General features: G+C 39.0%; 14 protein-coding genes. 4 read left to right on the plus strand and 10 right to left on the minus strand.

From position 1 onward, the window contains the following. Positions 1–6 precede the first annotated feature (6 nt). The 3 genes from E2H97_RS06555 to E2H97_RS06565 form a co-directional block, all read right to left on the minus strand. Entirely contained in the window at positions 7–306 is a 300-nt protein-coding gene (locus E2H97_RS06555) for an ArsR/SmtB family transcription factor (protein ID WP_133406396.1), read from the minus strand. A 194-nt stretch (positions 307–500) separates the two neighbouring features. Beyond that, positions 501–1370: a GGDEF domain-containing protein gene (locus tag E2H97_RS06560; RefSeq protein WP_133406397.1), complete on the minus strand. Its 870-nt coding sequence runs from the start codon at positions 1368–1370 to the stop codon at positions 501–503. 80 nt (positions 1371–1450) lie between these two features. Further along, on the minus strand, positions 1451–2578 hold the full coding sequence (locus E2H97_RS06565; RefSeq protein WP_133406398.1) for a patatin-like phospholipase family protein: 1128 nt from the start codon (positions 2576–2578) through the stop codon (positions 1451–1453). Positions 2579–2680: 102 nt separating this feature from the next. Between E2H97_RS06565 and E2H97_RS06570 the strand changes: the two genes are divergently transcribed. Beyond that, positions 2681–3250: a hypothetical protein gene (locus tag E2H97_RS06570; RefSeq protein WP_133406399.1), complete on the plus strand. Its 570-nt coding sequence runs from the start codon at positions 2681–2683 to the stop codon at positions 3248–3250. Between the two features lie 32 nt (positions 3251–3282). On the opposite strand, the gene E2H97_RS06575 is transcribed toward E2H97_RS06570, so the two are convergent. Beyond that, positions 3283–4986: a proline--tRNA ligase gene (locus E2H97_RS06575; protein WP_133406400.1), complete on the minus strand. Its 1704-nt coding sequence runs from the start codon at positions 4984–4986 to the stop codon at positions 3283–3285. A gap of 154 nt (positions 4987–5140) precedes the next feature. Here E2H97_RS06575 and E2H97_RS06580 point away from each other — a divergent pair, with 154 nt between their 5' ends. Next, positions 5141–6733, plus strand: a complete 1593-nt coding sequence (locus tag E2H97_RS06580; protein WP_133406401.1) for an ankyrin repeat domain-containing protein — start codon at positions 5141–5143, stop codon at positions 6731–6733. Between the two features lie 11 nt (positions 6734–6744). Here E2H97_RS06580 and E2H97_RS06585 read toward each other — a convergent pair whose 3' ends face one another. Next, entirely contained in the window at positions 6745–7353 is a 609-nt protein-coding gene (locus E2H97_RS06585; RefSeq protein WP_133406402.1) for an acyltransferase, read from the minus strand. 105 nt (positions 7354–7458) lie between these two features. On the opposite strand from E2H97_RS06585, the gene E2H97_RS06590 reads away from it, so the two are divergent. After that, entirely contained in the window at positions 7459–9969 is a 2511-nt protein-coding gene (locus tag E2H97_RS06590; RefSeq protein WP_133406403.1) for a ubiquitin carboxyl-terminal hydrolase, read from the plus strand. A gap of 78 nt (positions 9970–10047) precedes the next feature. On the opposite strand, the gene tsaA is transcribed toward E2H97_RS06590, so the two are convergent. From tsaA to E2H97_RS06615, 5 genes are all read right to left on the minus strand, one after another. Further along, positions 10048–10752, minus strand: a complete 705-nt coding sequence (gene tsaA / locus E2H97_RS06595; RefSeq protein WP_133406404.1) for a tRNA (N6-threonylcarbamoyladenosine(37)-N6)-methyltransferase TrmO — start codon at positions 10750–10752, stop codon at positions 10048–10050. 53 nt (positions 10753–10805) lie between these two features. Continuing rightward, a complete protein-coding gene (gene rcsF / locus E2H97_RS06600; protein WP_170308255.1) occupies positions 10806–11174 on the minus strand; it encodes an Rcs stress response system protein RcsF in 369 nt (122 codons plus the stop codon). 72 nt (positions 11175–11246) lie between these two features. After that, entirely contained in the window at positions 11247–12527 is a 1281-nt protein-coding gene (locus E2H97_RS06605; protein WP_133406406.1) for an amidohydrolase family protein, read from the minus strand. An 11-nt stretch (positions 12528–12538) separates the two neighbouring features. Continuing rightward, entirely contained in the window at positions 12539–15610 is a 3072-nt protein-coding gene (locus E2H97_RS06610) for an amidohydrolase family protein (protein WP_133406407.1), read from the minus strand. A 341-nt stretch (positions 15611–15951) separates the two neighbouring features. After that, positions 15952–16341 carry an H-NS histone family protein gene (locus tag E2H97_RS06615; RefSeq protein WP_133406408.1) on the minus strand — a complete coding sequence of 130 codons (390 nt, stop codon included), beginning with the start codon at positions 16339–16341 and terminating at the stop codon, positions 15952–15954. Between the two features lie 289 nt (positions 16342–16630). On the opposite strand from E2H97_RS06615, the gene E2H97_RS06620 reads away from it, so the two are divergent. Then, positions 16631–19036 carry a hypothetical protein gene (locus E2H97_RS06620; protein ID WP_133406409.1) on the plus strand — a complete coding sequence of 802 codons (2406 nt, stop codon included), beginning with the start codon at positions 16631–16633 and terminating at the stop codon, positions 19034–19036. Positions 19037–19217 lie beyond the last annotated feature (181 nt).

Consider the following 19217-nt stretch of genomic DNA (forward strand, 5'->3'; position numbering starts at 1 on the left):
AAGCAACTACTCTTTTTCGCAGAATATTTCATGCAAAGTTTTGACTATCGCATGAACACGATCATCTGCAATTGAATAAAACACTTGTTGCGCTGATTTGCGCGCTTTTACTAAATTGTGTTGTTTGAGTACAGATAAATGCTGAGAAAATGCAGACTGACTTAAGGTCGTATGACTTAAAAGCTCACCGGCATTCACTTCTTTTTCGGTAAGAAGACATAATACTTGTAATCGAGCTGGATGGCTCATTGTCTTGAGAAGGGCTGCGGCTTGTTCAGCATTAGCTTGCATATCTTCTGGATTCATATCTTCCCCTATTTGAACTAAATGATAATTATAAGGGATATTTTTTCTAACACTAGCCCCTACTAAATAAATGCTGGAAGTAGATATTTTATATCTGATAAAAGAAAGACAAGATTTGGTAAGGCAATGATTCAGAGATAGAACTGGCTCGAAGCGCATAGAGACTCGAGCCAAATAATTTGAAGATATTGCAATTAATTGCTTTGCTTCCTTTTTTTCATTTTTACGTCGTACATTGATTTGTCAGCCTTAGCGTATAAATCACTCGCAGAAAGACTGTGAGTTAACTCACTCGAGCCAGCACTAAAGCCTAATTCGAACTGTTTAAGTAATGGCTGTTGTTCTAGGTTTTGTTCTAAACGATGCAACAGTATTTGTGCGGCTTTTTCGTTACCGTGCACCAAAATAATAAACTCGTCCCCACCAACTCTGAATGTGTGGTCGGTATCACGCACAGTATTTTTTAAGAGTTTTGCAAATTCTGCCAATACAACGTCACCAAACTGGTGGCCAAAAGTGTCATTGATATATTTTAGCTTGTCTAAATCCAAAATAACCAAACTTAATGGATCACCGGTACGGTTAAAGCAAGCAATCCTTGTTGCAAGTACTTTCTCATAGTAGCGACGGTTACCAAGGTTGGTTAGTGAATCAAGCAATGCTTGATTCGAAATGTCGTGGTGTTTTAACGCGTTTTCTAGAGGTTGCTTAAGCAATTCTTCAAATTGAAGTAACAGCGATAATTGTTTTGGAGTTAATGTTGAAGTCAGTCGGTAATTAACTTCAGCAGCTTGTTGCTGGAACTGAAAATGTCTTTTAAATATTTGCCCCTGATTCACACCATAATGAAAGTGGTGTTCAGGCAATTGCAGGTTCATCCCTACAATAGGTAAGAATTGTTCAACGGCTTTGCCATAGTTGGCAAAAACTTGCCGTGGTTCTAAGCTGGCATGAAGTGATTGCAAAATCTCAATCAAATCAGGCGTATTATCTTTCTCCAAACGAACTTGTGGAGAAAAAATCATTTGCTGAGATTGATAGTCTGCTGCTAACCCAAAATCCATAGTTACTCCGGCAACGCGAATATTTTTTGACGATACTGTTTGGAAAGCAGTATTTATGCCATATCTCAAGCGATGGGAAGTTACTGTGACTTGTTTAGAAACTTTCTGATTTGATTAATTTGTGCTTTGCCATCTTGATATCCTAGTTCCATGAGCTCTTTGGTGTATTCGCTTTCAAACAACAAATACGAAATGATGCTGGATTGAGAATATCGATTAATACCAAAAAACCTCAGCATAAGCCTGATAGCTAAAGGCATACGTTGGTAGTATTTAACTGCGATGTCCGATAAATCTTGGCTTGGCTTGATGACTAAGGTTTCTATTGGTTTTAATGAGTATTGATTTTTTTTATCTTCAGCCATCAGCCTTATTGTCTCATTAATGTGTTCAATACGCTCAAGATCACTGTTGAGAGTGTCAGAAAAGATGGTATCTAGCAGATGACCTGCAATAGAAGATATGCTGGGATGTGTCGTCAAAGAATTGGCTTTTTCTTCTGAGGAAAATCCCAAATTAATGATCAATAATTTATCTGCTCCTAAATGGATAGGGGAAGATAAAGGCGAAACTTGGTGTATAGAGCCATCTCCATAAAAGCTTTGATTAATGCGCACAGAAGGGAACACCATAGGAATAGCAGAGCTAGCTAAAAGGTGAGCGGTATATAGCTGGGTTCTTTTTCCGACACGTCGTAGCCGAGTCCAGTTTTCAATCGAATTGTTTGCCTGAAAAAATGAGTAAGACTTATTGTCGTTATAACTAGAAACATCAATACTTAAGGCTTTTAATGCGCCCCTGTCGATATTTCTATCTACACGTTTAAAGTCCATAACTTCATTTAATAATATTCTTAATGGCTCATTGTTAAGTAAGCTTCCTGGCTCTGGATTGATGGTACGGGCTTGCAGGCTTTTTAGTAGCATTTTTGCAAAGTGAGACATAACTCCAGAAAATGAGGTCTTGTAGACTTTTTCAGTTTTAAAATTTCCCCATACATAGCTGAGTTTTTTAACTCCAAGATGAAAACAAGAGGCATGAGTTGCAATAGATGTGGCATTGATGGCTCCTGCTGAAGAACCAGAAAGAATATCAAAAGGTATACTATGATTGCGTGGATAGTCTTCAACTATTGCTTTGAGAACACCGACTTGATAAGCCGCTCTAGCGCCACCGCCACCCAAAACTAATGCAATGTTTTTATTCATAAAATTTTTTATATTAAAAAAATGTTAATTCATAACCTTCATAGGTTTAATGTAGCAGAGCTATACTAATTTCAAAGTAAAAGATGAAGTTAAGTTTGATATATGGCTATAGGTGCTAGTAAAGTTTCTCCTCGACTCTGCTCACTGAATACCCCTATTCGTAAATTGCCTAGAGTTGTTTTTGAAAATGGAACGAGTTTAGCTGAAAGAGCTGAAGGGGGAATAGGCGGGATTATGACTATTCCTATTACTGGCGTTTTAAAATTAGAAATTGAAGAAGAGGATTTGTTTTTTGACTATGTTGTCACTTTTGTCGGGAAAAAAATTGTATCAATTCATCCTGATGATCCGCGATTAAGAGCATTGGAATCAATCCAAAACTTTTGCTACAGAATCGTGCCATTTACCCCCAAGGCTACAACTAGCGATCTTTTAAAAAGGTATATTGTTAAAAGATTAGCTGCCCAAAAAGAGTTTGATGTGGAATTGAAATGGGCTGATCCTGAGAGTGAGCATATGATTAATGTTGATGTAGAAATCGCAAGTGAAGTGACTGAAGGTGAAATTGGCGATTTAGTTGATTATAAAGAAGCCGTTAAAGAAACGATACTTGATAGTTCTATGAGCATAAAGGAGCCTATTCCAATTGAGTATAACGACTCTGAGGAATAGGGGGAGAGTTACTCCCCCGTATGATGAGTTTATTACAGCCCTTTTAAAAAGCTGAGCACATCATCCATAGGTACGTCTTGCTTCTCACCGGTTTTACGGTTTTTGTATTCCAAAACGCCATTATCAATATTGCGATCACCAATTACGATAGTGTGAGGCACGCCAACAAGTTCCATATCGGCAAACATCACACCTGGACGTTCTTTACGATCATCAAACATCACATCAATGCCAAGTTCGGTTAGATCTTGGTATAGCTTTTCTGCAATGTCTTTAACGCGATGAGACTTATGCATGTTCATTGGTAAAATACCAACCTTGAACGGTGCAATAGCATCAGGCCAAATAATGCCGCGGTCATCGTGGTTTTGCTCAATCGCAGCCGCCACAATTCGGCTAACACCCACACCATAGCAGCCCATAAGTAGAATTTGTGATTTACCTTGCTCATTAAGGACAGTTGCGTTCATCGCTTCAGAGTATTTAGTACCCAGCTGGAAAATATGACCCACTTCAATACCGCGAGCAAAACCGTATTTACCACCATCAGGCGCTTGTTCACCTTCAACCACATCACGAATATCAGCGGCTTGTGCAAGAGGAAGATCGCGTTCCCAGTTAATGCCAAAGTAATGTTTATCATCAATATTAGCACCAGCGCCAAAGTCACTCATAACTGCAACACTGTGGTCGATTACGATAGGTAGCTCTAGATTTACAGGACCTAGAGAGCCTGGGCCCGCACCGATAACGGACCTAATTTCTTCTTCTGTCGCAAATTCAAGTGGAGAAGCAACTTGAGGCACTTTTTCTGCTTTGATTTCATTAAGCTCGTGATCGCCACGAACCAGTAAAGCAACATAAGGCGTGTCTTCTTCTGCGCCTTTAACAATCAAAGTCTTAACAGTTTTTTTAATGTCTAAATCGAATTGCTCAACGAGTTCTGCAATGGTTTTCGCATTAGGTGTATCAACTAAGGTCATTTCTTGAGTTGGTGCACCGCGCTCTTCAGTTGGCATAGGGGCTTCAGCGCGCTCAATGTTGGCGGCATATTCACCATCAACAGAATATGCAATTAAGTCTTCACCACTTTGAGCCAGTACATGGAATTCATGCGACATAGCACCACCGATAGAACCAGAATCAGCCAATACTGGACGGAATTCTAGTCCCATGCGAGATAGAATATTGCTATACGCATTGTGCATAGATTGATATGTATCATCCATGGTTTCTTGGTCTAGGTGGAAAGAGTAGGCGTCTTTCATTAAGAATTCACGACCACGCATTACACCAAAACGAGGGCGAACTTCATCACGGAATTTAGTTTGAATTTGATAAAGGTTCATTGGAAGCTGCTTGTATGAGCTCACTTCTTTACGAACAATGTCTGTGATCACTTCTTCATGAGTTGGACCTAATACGAAGTCTCGGTTATGGCGGTCTTGAAGGCGTAATAGTTCAGGACCATATTCAACCCAACGACCGCTCTCTTGCCAAAGATCAGCAGGCTGAACCATGGGCATTAACACTTCTTGCGCACCTGCTTTTTCCATTTCGTCGCGAACGATGGCTTCGACTTTACGAAGTACTTTTAAACCTGTCGGTAGCCAGCTGTATAAACCAGAGGCATTTAGACGAATTAGACCAGCACGAAGCATTAGCTGGTGGCTTATCACTTCTGCATTAGCAGGTGTTTCTTTTTGTGTTGAAAGCAGGTATTTGCTGACTCGCATTCCCGTTGTCCATTAGAAGTTGAAATGGGCGCTATTTTAACATTTAGACTTCTGTTGTCACTTAAAGAATCGAGATTAATCTTGATTCATGTATCTGCTGTTTCCGCATACCTTCGACTAAACTTGTCATTCGTGCAATTTAAAAGAGAAAAACATGGCAACTGCTAGTGGAGATACATCTGGTTTAGTAGAAAAAACAGTATGGATTACTGCTGCTGCTGAAAGTTTTAAAGCTCATCATGGAAAGAAAATTTCAGTTCGTCTGAAAGACGATTCATTACTTGAATTTGATTGTGAAAAAAGAAAAGGAAGATATGTAGCGGAAGAGTTTCATCAGCAAGATTCCGAGTCTACAGCTATGTTGGAACGCTCACAAATAAGTAAGAACTTTATCATTACCCAGTTAAATAAAGGGGATAACTTTCTTAAGGCTGTTGCGAGTGGGGACATAAATAATGTTAAAACCTTTATAGAGCAAGGCATTGATATAAATTGCACCAATAAACATGGTGAAACAGCATTACATTTGGCTTGTCGAGCAGGAAATGTTGAGCTAGTAAAACTGTTACTTGCTCAAAGAGCAGATGTTAATTTTTGCGATAAGTACAACACTACACCTTTGATGTGTGCGGTTGGCTCAAAACATCTAGGCACAGTTCAGTTGCTATTAAAATCAGAAAACATAGACGTCAATGCTAGAAATAACCGTAAAACAACCGCTTTTTCATTAAGCTGTAGTTTACGGCATACGGGGATAGCAGGGGCATTAGTCGCCAATAATGCAGATGTAAATTTAGGCCCTGAAGGGGATGATTGTGCAAGCCGTAACTTTAGAAATCTAGTTATAATTGATCTGTTCTCTCATCAAAATAGCCCCAGCTTTCAGGACTTTGTAACTGAATCTAATCATGAGCTATTGATAGCTTACTTAAAATATGAGGCGCAATATCTAAGTGCAGTTTTGTATGCTCTAGTGATCACTCAGCAGGTTGGGTTTAACAATGCAGAGAAAGTTAGGATACTGGTAGAACATAAACATGCCCAAACTTTTCCGGTTTCAGAACCTGGTCAAACTCCATTAGTTAATATGATTCTTCGTGGGAATAAAAACATTGTGATGTTCAGAGCATTGCTTAAATGTGAGATGGCAGCAGATAAAGTGTATAGAGATTCTAGAAGTTATTCGTTTTTTAATTATTTCTTACGTGGCTACGACTCTGCTCTTGATGCCCCCTTGTTAAATGAAATGCTCACTTATGGTTCAGATCTACAAAAGCTTTTTTATACTAGTACGTTTTGGACTGGTTCTCGTACTCGAAGTGTTGATGATATTAAAGCGTTAGCTAACTGTCACTCAGTGACGCTTATTGTGAAATTTGTTGAAAGTTGCCCTTGGTTACAGCAACCAGAGCAGATGGAGATTATTGTAGACGTCGCATTGTCTCGATTAAGCACGAGGTTAATTGAGCGGTTAGTTAAAGACTTTCAGGCTGCTAAAGATGAGTTGGATAAGCCTGGGAAAGCTGGAAACACAAGGCTTCACCGAGCTTGTACAGCTGGCAATGCTCCAATGGTTAAGAAGTTATTAGCTGCAGGCGCTGATACTACAATCACTAACAATACAGGTAAAACGCCGTTTCAACTAGCTAGAAAACAAGATGTGATAGCGGTTATTGATAGAAATAGTATTCAAGTCACAGAATTAGACGGTGAAGAACAGGATTGGATGGATGTTAAAAAACTCTGAGTGAGTTTTAGCTATCTCTCCCTCCTGTCCCCAATAATTTTGGCGGGATTTCCGGCAACGATTGCAAAATCAGGCACATTTTTAGTGACTACAGCTCCCATTCCAATCACTGCATGGTCACCAATGGTAATACCATCAACAATACCTGCTTGGGCACCAATCCAAACGTCTTTGCCGATGACGATGCCTTTTGACGTAACCGCTTGTTGATAGATATCGGCGGAAGGTGACATACCATGATTAAACGCGTAAATCGTAACATTGTTGGCTATACGAGTTTTGTCTCCGATGCTGATACCAGCTTTGCTTCCATCAATTGAACAGCCATGATTAATAGCCACTTCATTTCCCATTTTGATGGGGCCATGAATAAAGCTGTCAGCGGCAATCATGCAAGAGTTTTTCATGCTGATAGTACGGCCGGGCTCAGCAAATAAATTAGCTTCTGGTGCAACAAAACAGTTATCACCAATTTCGATGGTTTCAAGCTGCATAAATTGCTGCTGGATTTCATCTTGCCAAGGTTTAGCCCATTTAAGGTGTTTTTCTTTTAGAGAAAAATACAGCCAAGGCATATACGAGAGGCGTTTCTTGTGCTGAGCTTGGTAATCTATAGGCATAACTTAAATCGAGAGATTGAAAATGGGTATCCTTGCGATTATACCTGAACTATCAACAGGCTTTGCTATTCTTTTTATATTATTAACTGGTGGTTAGGTACTATCTTGGATCCCTTAGGAAAGAAAACTGATCTCGTGAGTCATTCATACGATGCTACCGTCGATGACTTTGCTCAAAATAACGATAAGAACCTAACTGAAGATGTCCAATCCTTTGCGCAGATATGGACACCAGATATAAAGCCTGCATTACCGAAAGAGTTTGAGGAAAAGGAGCTTCGTATAAAGTTGTCACAAGCTTTTCAAGCAGCTCTTGAAGCCGAAACCAAAGACGTTGCTGAACAAGCGATAGCACAAGTAAACCAACGGTGTGATGGAAGACTCAAGTTAGAATTAGAGTTTTATCGTCGTTATGGGAAAAATGATGGTTATACATTGGTGCTAAAAAACCAAAACGGTAGCGATGTTCAAAGGTTTAAACATGTTAAGGTTGAATTAAACCCTCCTCAAGCTTCACCTTGTGCTGCTGGAGTCAAATCACAAGAGCCTCTACAAGAGTCAGATTTAACTTTAGCATTAGATTCTGATTTTTATGTCCCCACAACCGATGATTTAAATGTAGCGGGTACATGGGAACTTATGAATCAAGATATTTCTATTTTTGAGCCAAAGTATTCGGTTGAAACATTAAATCAAGTTCAGGCATCCTCCCCAAAAGCTAAGGGTGGCTTGAAAACCAAAGGAGCAGCCAAGAAAAGTGAAACTCCAGTGGCACGAAAAAAAGATAAAGAAAAGCAGAATCAAAAGCCTAAAGTAAGTACTCCTCCTCTTCGCCAGCCTACCGTACAGCTAAAACATCCAGAAGTAGTTTATTCAGAACAGCTACCCGATCCTCGAACTCCTGTCAATATGACGAAGCAGGTTCTTAAAGAAAAATTGATGCAAGGTGGATTAGTTAAGTCTAAGGAGCACTTTGATGCTTTATTTTCCAGAGTCGATGTTTCTCTATATTCGGAGCAGCAATTAGCACACTGGTTGGCCATTTATCAAAAGGTTCAGCCAGTTCAGCCTGAAGATTTACTGGATGAATATTTTGGTTTGGCTCTTGATGCACCTTATTTTGATTTATCAATAAACCAAATTGGTAACGCTATAAACACATTGGACATCGTCGCCAAGTCTACTTACACTCAAATTACTGGCAAAATAAACATCGTTCCAAAAACATCCGAGGCAAGTAAAGTCATTGCGAGAGGGGTAAAACCCAAGGCGGCAGGCTTGTATAACTGGGGAAATACCTGTTTTATGAATAGTGGCTTACAGTTGCTAGGTATCCACTTGAAATCAACTGAGATCCTTGAAGAGCTAAAACATGGAATACCTTCTGCTGCTGTCAAAGATATTGTATTAACTGCATTACCTCCCATTGACTTTAGCAGTGTACCCAAAGTTTTATGTATCGAGGAGCTTGAAAGACGAGAAGAAGTCATTCAACTTGAAAGAGCTGAATATATAGATCGTTGGACAAAGAACATTTGTGAGATGTCAGAAGAGGAACTTGTTTCTAAGCCGATCATTCTGCCTGAGTACCCTGATGTTGATATTAACGCCAAGCTTAATGCATTAATGAACTTTAAAAGTGAGTTTGTAAAACTACTGGAAAGACTCCAGATGGATGTCACCGTTCCTACTGAAATTGTGTCTCCTGCACAGCAGCAACAAGACTTTTTAGAGGCTTATTATCACTTTGCGGAAGCAACTGGAAGGTTTATATCTCAGTATCTGCTGACTCCTGACTTTGGACAATTAAGGTACGCCAAAATACGTCAACAAGATCCTCAAGAGTTTTTGAATGAAGTCATGGATATTATGGGGCTTAAAGTTGCTCCAGGGAATCATATTGAGACAGTGGAAGTTACTCATTTACATTCTTCAGATGGTCGAAGATATTTAGCACAAAGTCGTGCCAATACACCTTCGCCTTTAGCTACGGTGAATCTTCCTTTAGAGGGAGATGAGGTGACTTTAGACAGTTACTTAAAACAATATTGTAAAGAAGAAAAAATGAGGAAAACTGAAAACAAGCGCTGGGAACATAGCGTACTTGAACAACATAAAATGACAGCCGAAGATGTCATTACCAGTAAACAATTTAAATTCTATGCAGAGTCATCTCCGCCAAATCAATTCATGGTTCAGCTTAAATTATTTGAAGGCCTCACTGAAAAACCTACTTGTATGGTAGTTGACAGAAAAAGTGGAAAGCCTCGTAAAAAGGATGCTGGATTAGAGGTGATACATTCTTTACTTGAAAGTGGTCGTAAGGTTAAGGTCTCTATGTTTATAGGTAATGATTCACAACCACAGGATATTGAGTATCAAGTCGTAGGCATATCCTGTCACGCAGGCGATAACATCGTATCCGGTCACTTTACCGCTTTAAAATTTAATCCTGATGGCAGTGCAGTGTTTCTTGATGACGAGGTTGCTGTAGATTGGCAAGATTATTATCAGGCGAGAGACATTACTGGTTCAGCGCAATCACTTAAAGAGTTTTGCGAGCAGAAGAGGTTGAGTGGCTATTTATTTTCCTTAAAGCGGGTCACGGCTGAATAATACAGACTGTAACATCAGCTCTAAACACCGCTGGCCGTAGAAATTTAATAGATAAAGACGTCCATTTGGCGATATAAATTACGCTTTAATTAACTCTATTGAGAAAACGACAATACATTGCTCAATCACTTGCCAACCAATATTAAACTTATCTAGAGTAATAAAATATTGCTTATCATCAGGCTTATTTTTCTTATATGCAGGACGAGGGTCTTGAGCGAGGACTTGTTCAATTAATCGTTTTAGTTCTTCACCTTTATACATTTGACTTAACTGAGTTAAACACGAATCATTGAAGACTATTTCACATAACTCTGGCGATTCTTGTGCCATACCTGCCTGAGCATCAGGTAAACTGTCTGAAAATGGTAAATAAGGTTTGATATCCAGAATTGGCGTACCATCAACCAAATCCATACCTGAAATATCAATAATGACTTGGTTTGACTCAAACCTTACCCCTTCAAGCTTTACTACCGATTGACCAATACCGTTTGGACGAAAGGTTGATCGAGTGGCAAATACACCAATTTTTTCGTTACCGCCAAGGCGAGGGGGGCGAACTTTAGCTTTAAAGCCTTGCTCAAGGTTTTCGTGAAAACTGAATAACAGCCAAAGGTGAGAGTATTGCTCAATGCCTTGAACAAAATCGAGGTGGTTATATTCTCCAGTAAGTCGTATCTGCCCCTTCGCTTCAACTAAGCCGGGTTGTCTGGGAATGCCAAATTTTTGTTGGTAAGGGGTTTTACAAATACCGACTGCTTCTATGGTTTGCGTAAACAATTTTTAGCCTTAGCTCCAATGAATTGATTTAGTTTTGGAAGGGGTAACCGTGATTATTTAATTTTAATCGCTTTACCACTGCACATAACTTGGGTAAGGCATTCTGGAGTTGGCGTTGAAAGATTAACGCAATGCTCTACGATAAATCCATTCGCACCTAAGTCGGCAGCTTTACGACGAGCATCGGTTCTCGCATCAGCTTCTGTTGCGATTTTATCATCGCTAGACATTTGACAAGCTTCACCATTCACAATTTTAATTGTCTGAAAGTCAGCTGGAGCAGGATGATTTTTGTCAAACAGCTTTACATCTGCTGCTTTAAAATAATCTTTGATGGTCTCTTTGTCGATATTACTATGGAAGGCGTAATTCCCCGAACACCCAGTGAGAAAAAGGGGAAAGAAGAAGATGAGTTTTTTCATATTAACCTCATGGGCATAAAAACACATCATGCCCGAAATTACGGGCATGATTTATAAAGATGAAACGATATCCTATCGCTTCAAGTACTTTTGATAAAGCTGATTATGGCGATTATTCAAATCAACTTTACGACCATCAATGTACAGCTGTTCAACTTTACCTTCAGCTTGGTCAAGCAAATCACCTTGTGTGATCACAAAGCTCGCCTTATAGCCTTTTTGCAACGAGCCGATATCTTTTAGGTTAAGAATATCAGCGGCGTCTGCAGTAATCGCTTTGAGTGCTTCTTCTTTGCTCAAACCATGACTGACGGTTTGCCCTGCTGCAAACGGAAGGTTGCGAGTATTCCAATCAGCTTTGATAGCTAAAGCAAAAGGAACACCAGCTTGTTTAAGCAAGCTAGGGACTTTAAACGCTTGGTCTACCGGATCATCATTGCGTTGAGGCAAGCCAAACACATTGGTGTAAATGACTTTAGCGCCAATTTCATTGATTGAAGTTGCTACTCGCCAAGCATCATAACCACCCACAATAACAAGCTTGAATTTGTACTTTCTAGCAATAGCAATGGCTTGTTCAATTTGCTTCTGTTTATTGGCATGAACATAGAGCTGCCCTTTGCCTTCAAACAGCGGGAGCATACTCGCTAAGGCTTTATTGCCCTCAACGTCATCACCAGCTTTGGAAGCCAAAAAGTAGCGGTATCCATCCTCAAAGGCTTGATAGACTTCTTTTATTTGCTTATTTTGGTTGTCCAATTGTTGCTTGTAAATTTTTGGATTTGATGAAGCCCAACGAATAGATGGCCAATACAAGTTCATTTCTAAGCCTGTTTTGACCAGAGCGTCATCAACATTCCATGAATCCAAGTTAACAACAATAGATTGGCCGGCAATACCGTTACCACTTGGGATCACTTGCGCATAAGTGACTCCATTACGACGAACGGTCGGAATGATTTCTGAGTCTGCGTTGTAAGCAACAGCAGGGGATAGCTGAGGATTAACAAAACCGACTTCTCGATTATCGACACTTTCTTTTACGGCATTCACTTCTACCAAGCCTAAGCTGGTGCTGAGTGCAATTAATCCCGGGTAAACGTGCTTACCTGTAAGGTCGATGATTTGTGCCGAGTTCGATGTCAAATCTTGGCCGATTTCTACAATACGACCGTTATCAAACAGCATATCACCATTTTCAATCACACCATTTGCAGCTGTGTGAATGGTCGCGTTTTGGATCAAAATAGCTTGTTTTTGTTGTTCAGCTGGCACGATGTCGCTGGCTAACGTCGCTGTTGAAAATAACCCTGCCACTGACAATAAGCTGATGGCTAAAAAATTCTTTTTCATTGTTCTTCTCCTTAGTGGCTGTGATTATGGTTGTGTTTGTGTTTGCTATCCCAAGCATGGAATAGTGTGTCACAGTGCCATTCAGGTTCTTTAAACAATGGTGCCGCTGACTTCGGCTTCATTTTGGTGCCGCTGGTTAAGATCTTTTGAATGAGAGCTTGGCGCTCATCGGCAACTTGTTGCTGCTTTTGTTTATCCTTTTCGATATCAAAGTAGCGTTTGCCATCAACCCATACTTTTTCTGCTTTAGCATAAACTGAAAGTGGATTGTGACTCCATAAAGCTAAATCTGCTTGTTTACCTTCTTTGATAGAGCCAACGTATTTATCAACACCGAGTTGTTTAGCTGGGTTGATAGTCACCATGTTCCATGCATCAATTTCGCTCATATCACAGTAAAACATTGACTTGGCGGCTTCTTGGTTAAGACGGCGCATCATTTCTCTATCGTCTGAGTTAACACTTGTAAGTACACCTTTTTTCGTCATCAAGCAGGTGTTTTGTGGTATCGCGTCATACACTTCGAATTTGTATGCCCACCAATCAGAGAAGGTAGAAGCGGTTGTACCATGCTTTGCCATTTCATCAGCAACTTTATAACCTTCAAGAATATGAGTGAAGGCTTTTACGGTAAAGCCGTAAGTATCAGCCACTTTTAAGAACATAAGAATTTCAGATGCAACATAAGAGTGAATGTGAACATCGCGCTTACCATTTATAACTTGGCTAATGGCTTCGAGGCGATAGTCCTTTCTTGGAGCAACAATTTTACGTTTAGAGCTGCGACGTAAATCGTCGTAATCCTTTTGCGCTTTTTCGTACTCAAGTGTTGCATCCATGGTTTCACGGAAGAGGGCATCAACACCCATGCGGCTCTTAGGGAAACGACGAGAGAACTTATCACCCCAGTGAGTTTGTTTTACGTTTTCACCCAAAGCGAACTTTATGCTTGGATTAGCTTCTTTAAACTTTAATTGCTCAGCAGTATCGCCCCAACGAAGTTTAATAGTTTGTGCTTGACCGCCAATAGGGTTGGCACTGCCATGAAGTAGCTGCACAGTTGTTACACCACCAGCAAGAGCACGATAAATGTTGATGTCGTTAGGATTGAGAACGTCACCAATGCGAACTTCTGAAGTCACGGCATGAGTTGCTTCGTTAACACCGCCATTTACCGCAATGTGCGAGTGTTCATCAACAATACCTGCGGTAAGGTGTTTGCCTGTACCATCAATGACAGTCGCATTTCTTGGAGCGTTTAATCCCTGACCAATTTCTTCAATTTTGCCGTCTTCAATTATTACATCAGTATTTTTAAGAATCCCTGATTTTTCTGATGTCCATACAGTAACGTTTTTGATTAAAACGGTTTCTTGTGTTGGTAATGAATCAAGACCGTAAGCTACATTTGGATAAGTCAGCTTACTGACATAACTTGCTTTGGCTTTTTTATCTTTAACTATTTCTGTTGGTTTCGAGTCACTGCCTTTTTCAAGCTTTATACGCTTAGCGGTAACAGGATGCTGCGTACCATCCGCGGTTTCCATACGTCCCGTTAGTTCATTGCCGTCTAACCATAAAACAAAACGAGTAACGCCTTGATAACCCGCTTCACTGAGATCGGCAATGAAGGTGAGTCGCTCGTCGTTGTACTTAAGCTTATCTAAGTCAACTTGTTGCTCACCGCTTGCAAGCGTTGCATCTAACTTTTTGCTTTTCTCTAAGCCAAAGTCAAAGTCGATTTGATTAAGTGTGAGCTGGTAATCGCCTATAAGCTTGTCGTAACTACGATCAAGCAGTTGAGTTTCATTACCTTGCAACCAAACGCTATAAATTTTACCGTTTTCGAACAAATCGCCTTTTGAAATCACAAAATCAGCTTTGTAGCCTGGTTTAAGCTTGCCTGCGATATCAGAGATATTAGCCATTTCAGCAGGGTTAGTGGTCAGTGCCGCGAGCGCATCTTGCTTTGATAAACCAGCTTTAATCGCTTTACGAAGCTCTTTCAAAAAGCCTTTTTTATTGCTGCCAGACATTGTAAAAGCAAATGGAATATCAGCTTTTGCCAAAGCGGCTGGGTTTGAAGCGGCACGTTCCCAATGCCTTAGTTCTGCTAGCTCTACATCTTTTGCTGCATCGCTGTCTGCAACATTAGGCGCATCAGGGAACTTTAGCGGTAAGATGATCGAATAATTTAATGCCTTGATTTCATCAATTCGACTGTATTCGCTACCAGTACCAACAATGGTTGGAGTTAAATTAAACTCAGCTAATTCACGAGCAGCACGTAATTGGTTATTAAGGTTATCGGTTTCAAAAATAACTTGTTGCTTGCCTAAGTTTGCTAGCTTTTCAAATGCGGCATTAAATTCGATTTCATTGGGTTGAGATATCGTTCCCGGCTTCTTGTAATTTTCGTTGTACCATTTTGCATCCGACAGTGTTTGACGAATAAGGGCAATACTACCCATAAGTGAACCTGGGTAGTCCTGTTTTGAGCTGCCTTTATTGAAAGACATAAATTGGTGACCACGAGCCTGATAGATCACTTTGTTAGGAATATCCTTATCCAAGGACAGACTTACCCCACGACCACGAAAAATCCCGTCTAATTTCGCAGATTGAACACTGGTAAAGCCATTGTTAATCCAAGTTTTCGCACTTTTATTACTTGGCTTTATGTAGTTGAACCATTCTTTTTCAGCATGAATTGCATCATTTGAAGCATTACCGCCGATACGGTCATTGTGGTAAATCGGCTTGGTTTTCTTGGTTTCAGGGTAGCTATAATCAATCCCATATTGAGTGTAAGGATCGATAAAACCTGGGTAGATGGTATATCCAGTGAGATCGATTTCTAAAGCAGACTTTGGAAAGTCATTATCTTTTATGATAGCTTTAATACGATCGTTTTCAACCAATAAGGTTGCGTTTTCAATAACTTCACCAGGGGCAACAATAATATTGGCGTGAGTTAAAGCCGTAAGTTTATTGTTCGCATTCGGTGTAAGTACACTGGCGAAACTGGATGATGACAGAACAACTAACGCACTAGCGCTTATCACTTTGTTAATATTTATCATTTTTCCATGTGATGTTTTGTTATAGGTAGCGTTAGGATACTGCAAAGGCAATAGGGAAAAGAAGTTTTTTTGTAACTTTTTATTATCAATTTACGTCATTTAGATATTGAATTTGAAATTGGTTTTCGAACTTTTGTCACTTGAACTCGTTGTATCAATTAAATGTGATATATAAGAACAAAAGCTAAATTTGCAATTGATATTATTCTTATTTAGGAGTTGCTTTAAAATAATTCAGGCGGCATATAGATGTGATTTTTAATAGTTTTGAAAATGAGGTTTAAATTGAATCCATAGAAAAAGCCCGAACTTATCGTCGGGCTTACTTTAATTAAATAGCGTTATTTAATTAAAAACTCATCAAGTTTGCGACCTTTATCAACTTCGTTTTTAAATACGGTTGGCATGCGACCTTGACCAGTCCATTGAATTAATTGACCATCAACCGTGATTTCATACTTAGGTGGACGAGGAGCGCGTTTTTTAGGTGCAGCTTTAACCGCACCTAGATCTTCTACAGATAAGCCAATGGCTTCCATTTGTTGGCGAATCTTTTCAATTTCAGCGTCTCTTACAGCGTTTGCTTTTTTTAGCTCTTCTTCTTGTTGTTCACGCTCAACAATAATCTTATCTAATTTAACCGCTAATTCTTTTAATTCTTCAACCGAAAGCTCTTTTACTGCAGCTTTAAAACGGCGACCATGAGTTAAGATTTCTAAAAAATCATTCATTGCAAACATTCCTATTCAATAATTTAAATATTTGAATGAAATAATAATGAACTGAAAGTAATAGATCAATCAAAAAAGTGTCAAAATTTAGAAAGGTAAGTTATAGGTTAAAAGTTGAAAGATTAACGTAAGAATAATCCAATATTAAACAAGAGTCATAATTAGATAAAAAGCATGAAGATAAATGGATATACGGTTTAAGTTGAGCAATAATCAAATTTTTCAGGGACAATTTTTAGAAAACGGATTTAGAGTTTTATTTTATTAATACTGAATAATTGGTGTCCCTATGGCAAGTGCATCACTTTTACCTTCACAAACTCGCTCCTTAGATGTTTTACATACCTTGGATTATAAAAATATTGAACAAAAAAGCGGTATTAAGGCTAGGTTAACTTTTAATGGAGTGAGTGTAAGAAAAGAATATCTTTATGAAGTACACATTCAAGTTTTAAATGGTGAAATTGATGTTAGCTGCAAGCACATAAAAACGGAGTGGATTCAATTTCAGCCAAAAGATTTAAAAGCCGCCAAAAGACAGGCGAAAATTTATGTTATTTCAGCTTCTTCGATACCAAAGGTTTTATTTTTAAAAGCCTTAAAATCACCATCACTTGAAGATCTAGAGCAAGTAGAAATTATACAAATGTTAGAGTTAAATCGATGCGTTGAACTTGTTTTATCAGATGATGTAGATGCCGATTTAAAGCCGAAACTACTTAAACAAATCCTATTGAAAAATAGAATTGATAACGAAGCTCCTGAATTAAGCCTGACAAACGCACAGCTGCTTCCAAAAGAGTGTGTAAATATTGACGATATCATACAGCTAATGAAGTTCAAGTGTTGGGATGAACAGCCTAAGTATATAAGGCTTCGTTTTTATTCTAGGCTACGCAATAACGAGTTAAAAGCGTTGTTTAAATTGGCTTCGCTCCCACAGAAGGTGGAAATCCTTAATTTATTGATTAAAGGCTCTACATATACGGCAATATACGCTGATCAAGCACAAGCAGAAGCTGTGGCTAATTTTGAAGATTGTGCTTTTCTTGACGTAGAGGATGAAGAACCAAAGGTTGAACCAAACAATGAACTTCTTCTTGAGTTAATTGGTGAGTCTCAAAACATTCCTGAACTCTGGAATGGTGTTTTTGAGGAGCTAGCTTCACCTGAATTGAGCTATGTACTAAGTAAAGTATATGAGTTCGGCATAGAGAAACTTCCGAATATGCAGCAGTTATTACTAGCGAGCTCTTTTAGAGTATTAAGCATTGTAGGGGCAGAAATAACCGATCTAGCTTTTAACAAGCTAGAACCAGAATTACGCTTAGCGGCACTTCTAGATCAAGAACAACACTTATTCGCTGCTTTAGATCATGCTGACGAGCAAATAATCATTAACTTTTTAAGGGGGACCTTAGGTAAGTGTAAGGTTTCTGAAATGGGTGATCCAGCAATCAGGAGCTTAGTAAGAAGAGTTGTTAGTGATCAGAGACTTAAGACGATTTTTTTGGAGAGCATTTCGCTCTATTTCTTCGATGTTCAAAGAGATGTGTTTGCAAATCATTTGGACGATGCCGAGTTACTAGACTTATTTAAAGCTTCTGTTGAGATGAATAAAGGACTTGTTGATTTAACAAGGCTTGTGATGCTGCGATTTAATAAGAGACCTGAAGCCAGAAAGTTATTTATGGAGGGGTTAAAAGTAGATAAAGAAGAAGCGATGGCACAATGTAGATGGATGGTTCGTGATAAACACAAGCTGACCACTTATTTATATTGCTGTCCAGTTACTGTATCAAAAGAAATCGTTACCGATTTTGCTACTGCTTGCACTTGTGAAGATTCGGAAGCGCGTAATCGCCATGGCAGTTATCGTTTATACATTCATAGGCCCACTGAACTTATAAGTCTTGTTCCTTATTTAACAAGTGATATTTGGATGCAGATGCTGTCTCATTCACAGTATTTATTTCAACAGCCAAAAAGTGATGTATCTTCTGAACCACTCTTGTCTCATTTAAAGGGAGATGAAGCTTTAGAGTTACTCATGGATCAAGAAACTCAATGTGGTTGTAACAAAGTTTTAGATAATCTAACAGAGGCTCAACTAAGCAGTATGATTTGGCGTCTACAAAAAAATCCAACGATATTCAAACTAGTACGTGATTGTGCAAAGATTGAGTTGTTTTATCATTGCGAAAAAATAGGAAGAGACCTTTCTACTTTTAAATCGAAGTTACAGGATACCCCAGACCAACTGAAATTATTTGACGCTGATTTGCAACGCTTGGCTAAGAAAATGGTTGAGACTGAACCTACAAGGTTTTATACCATGATATCTAGAATCAGGCTGTATTTAGATATTGCAGTCGAAATGTTAGAGGATTTTTCGTCTGACCAGCTTTTAGATACATGGTTAAATCTAAGTTCTTTTGACAAAGAAAGTTCTAGGATCCCTCTGCGAGAAAGACTGTGTCATGAAGCTAAATTTCAACGCAGTATGTTAAGCAATAAAGAAAAGGCCGTAGAAATTCTATACAGCCTTTTGCACAATGAAACTCAATCACTTTTGAGTGAATTAGCACAAGAGCATTTTACACAAGAAGAAGTGACAGACCTTCAAACCGCTTTTAAGCAGTATCACCCTAATGAAAGTGAAGCTCTAAATAGCTATTTTTGTAAATCACATTAAGTAATTCATAAAAATACCAAAAAAGTCTCTTAAATATCACGCCTCTATAGTTGATGTACCAAAAACTTAATATTAATAAAAATATACATTCAAGACGTTTGTGCATAAATAATGGATAATCATCGAGTCACGTTGGAAGTTCGAATATTTTTAAAAGGACTAAACGCTTAACCCTTATTAA

This window comes from Parashewanella tropica (assembly GCF_004358445.1).
GTDB classification, from domain to species: domain Bacteria; phylum Pseudomonadota; class Gammaproteobacteria; order Enterobacterales; family Shewanellaceae; genus Parashewanella; species Parashewanella tropica.

What these genes read in the sequence shown, in the direction of transcription:
- E2H97_RS06555 (WP_133406396.1), bottom strand. Translation starts at nt 306, where the DNA reads ATGAATCCAGAAGATATGCAAGCTAATGCTGAACAAGCCGCAGCCCTT.
- E2H97_RS06560 (WP_133406397.1), bottom strand. Translation starts at nt 1,370, where the DNA reads ATGGATTTTGGGTTAGCAGCAGACTATCAATCTCAGCAAATGATTTTT.
- E2H97_RS06565 (WP_133406398.1), bottom strand. Translation starts at nt 2,578, where the DNA reads ATGAATAAAAACATTGCATTAGTTTTGGGTGGCGGTGGCGCTAGAGCG.
- E2H97_RS06570 (WP_133406399.1), top strand. Translation starts at nt 2,681, where the DNA reads ATGGCTATAGGTGCTAGTAAAGTTTCTCCTCGACTCTGCTCACTGAAT.
- E2H97_RS06575 (WP_133406400.1), bottom strand. Translation starts at nt 4,986, where the DNA reads ATGCGAGTCAGCAAATACCTGCTTTCAACACAAAAAGAAACACCTGCT.
- E2H97_RS06580 (WP_133406401.1), top strand. Translation starts at nt 5,141, where the DNA reads ATGGCAACTGCTAGTGGAGATACATCTGGTTTAGTAGAAAAAACAGTA.
- E2H97_RS06585 (WP_133406402.1), bottom strand. Translation starts at nt 7,353, where the DNA reads ATGCCTATAGATTACCAAGCTCAGCACAAGAAACGCCTCTCGTATATG.
- rcsF (WP_170308255.1), bottom strand. Translation starts at nt 11,174, where the DNA reads ATGAAAAAACTCATCTTCTTCTTTCCCCTTTTTCTCACTGGGTGTTCG.
- E2H97_RS06605 (WP_133406406.1), bottom strand. Translation starts at nt 12,527, where the DNA reads ATGAAAAAGAATTTTTTAGCCATCAGCTTATTGTCAGTGGCAGGGTTA.
- E2H97_RS06610 (WP_133406407.1), bottom strand. Translation starts at nt 15,610, where the DNA reads ATGATAAATATTAACAAAGTGATAAGCGCTAGTGCGTTAGTTGTTCTG.
- E2H97_RS06615 (WP_133406408.1), bottom strand. Translation starts at nt 16,341, where the DNA reads ATGAATGATTTTTTAGAAATCTTAACTCATGGTCGCCGTTTTAAAGCT.
- E2H97_RS06620 (WP_133406409.1), top strand. Translation starts at nt 16,631, where the DNA reads ATGGCAAGTGCATCACTTTTACCTTCACAAACTCGCTCCTTAGATGTT.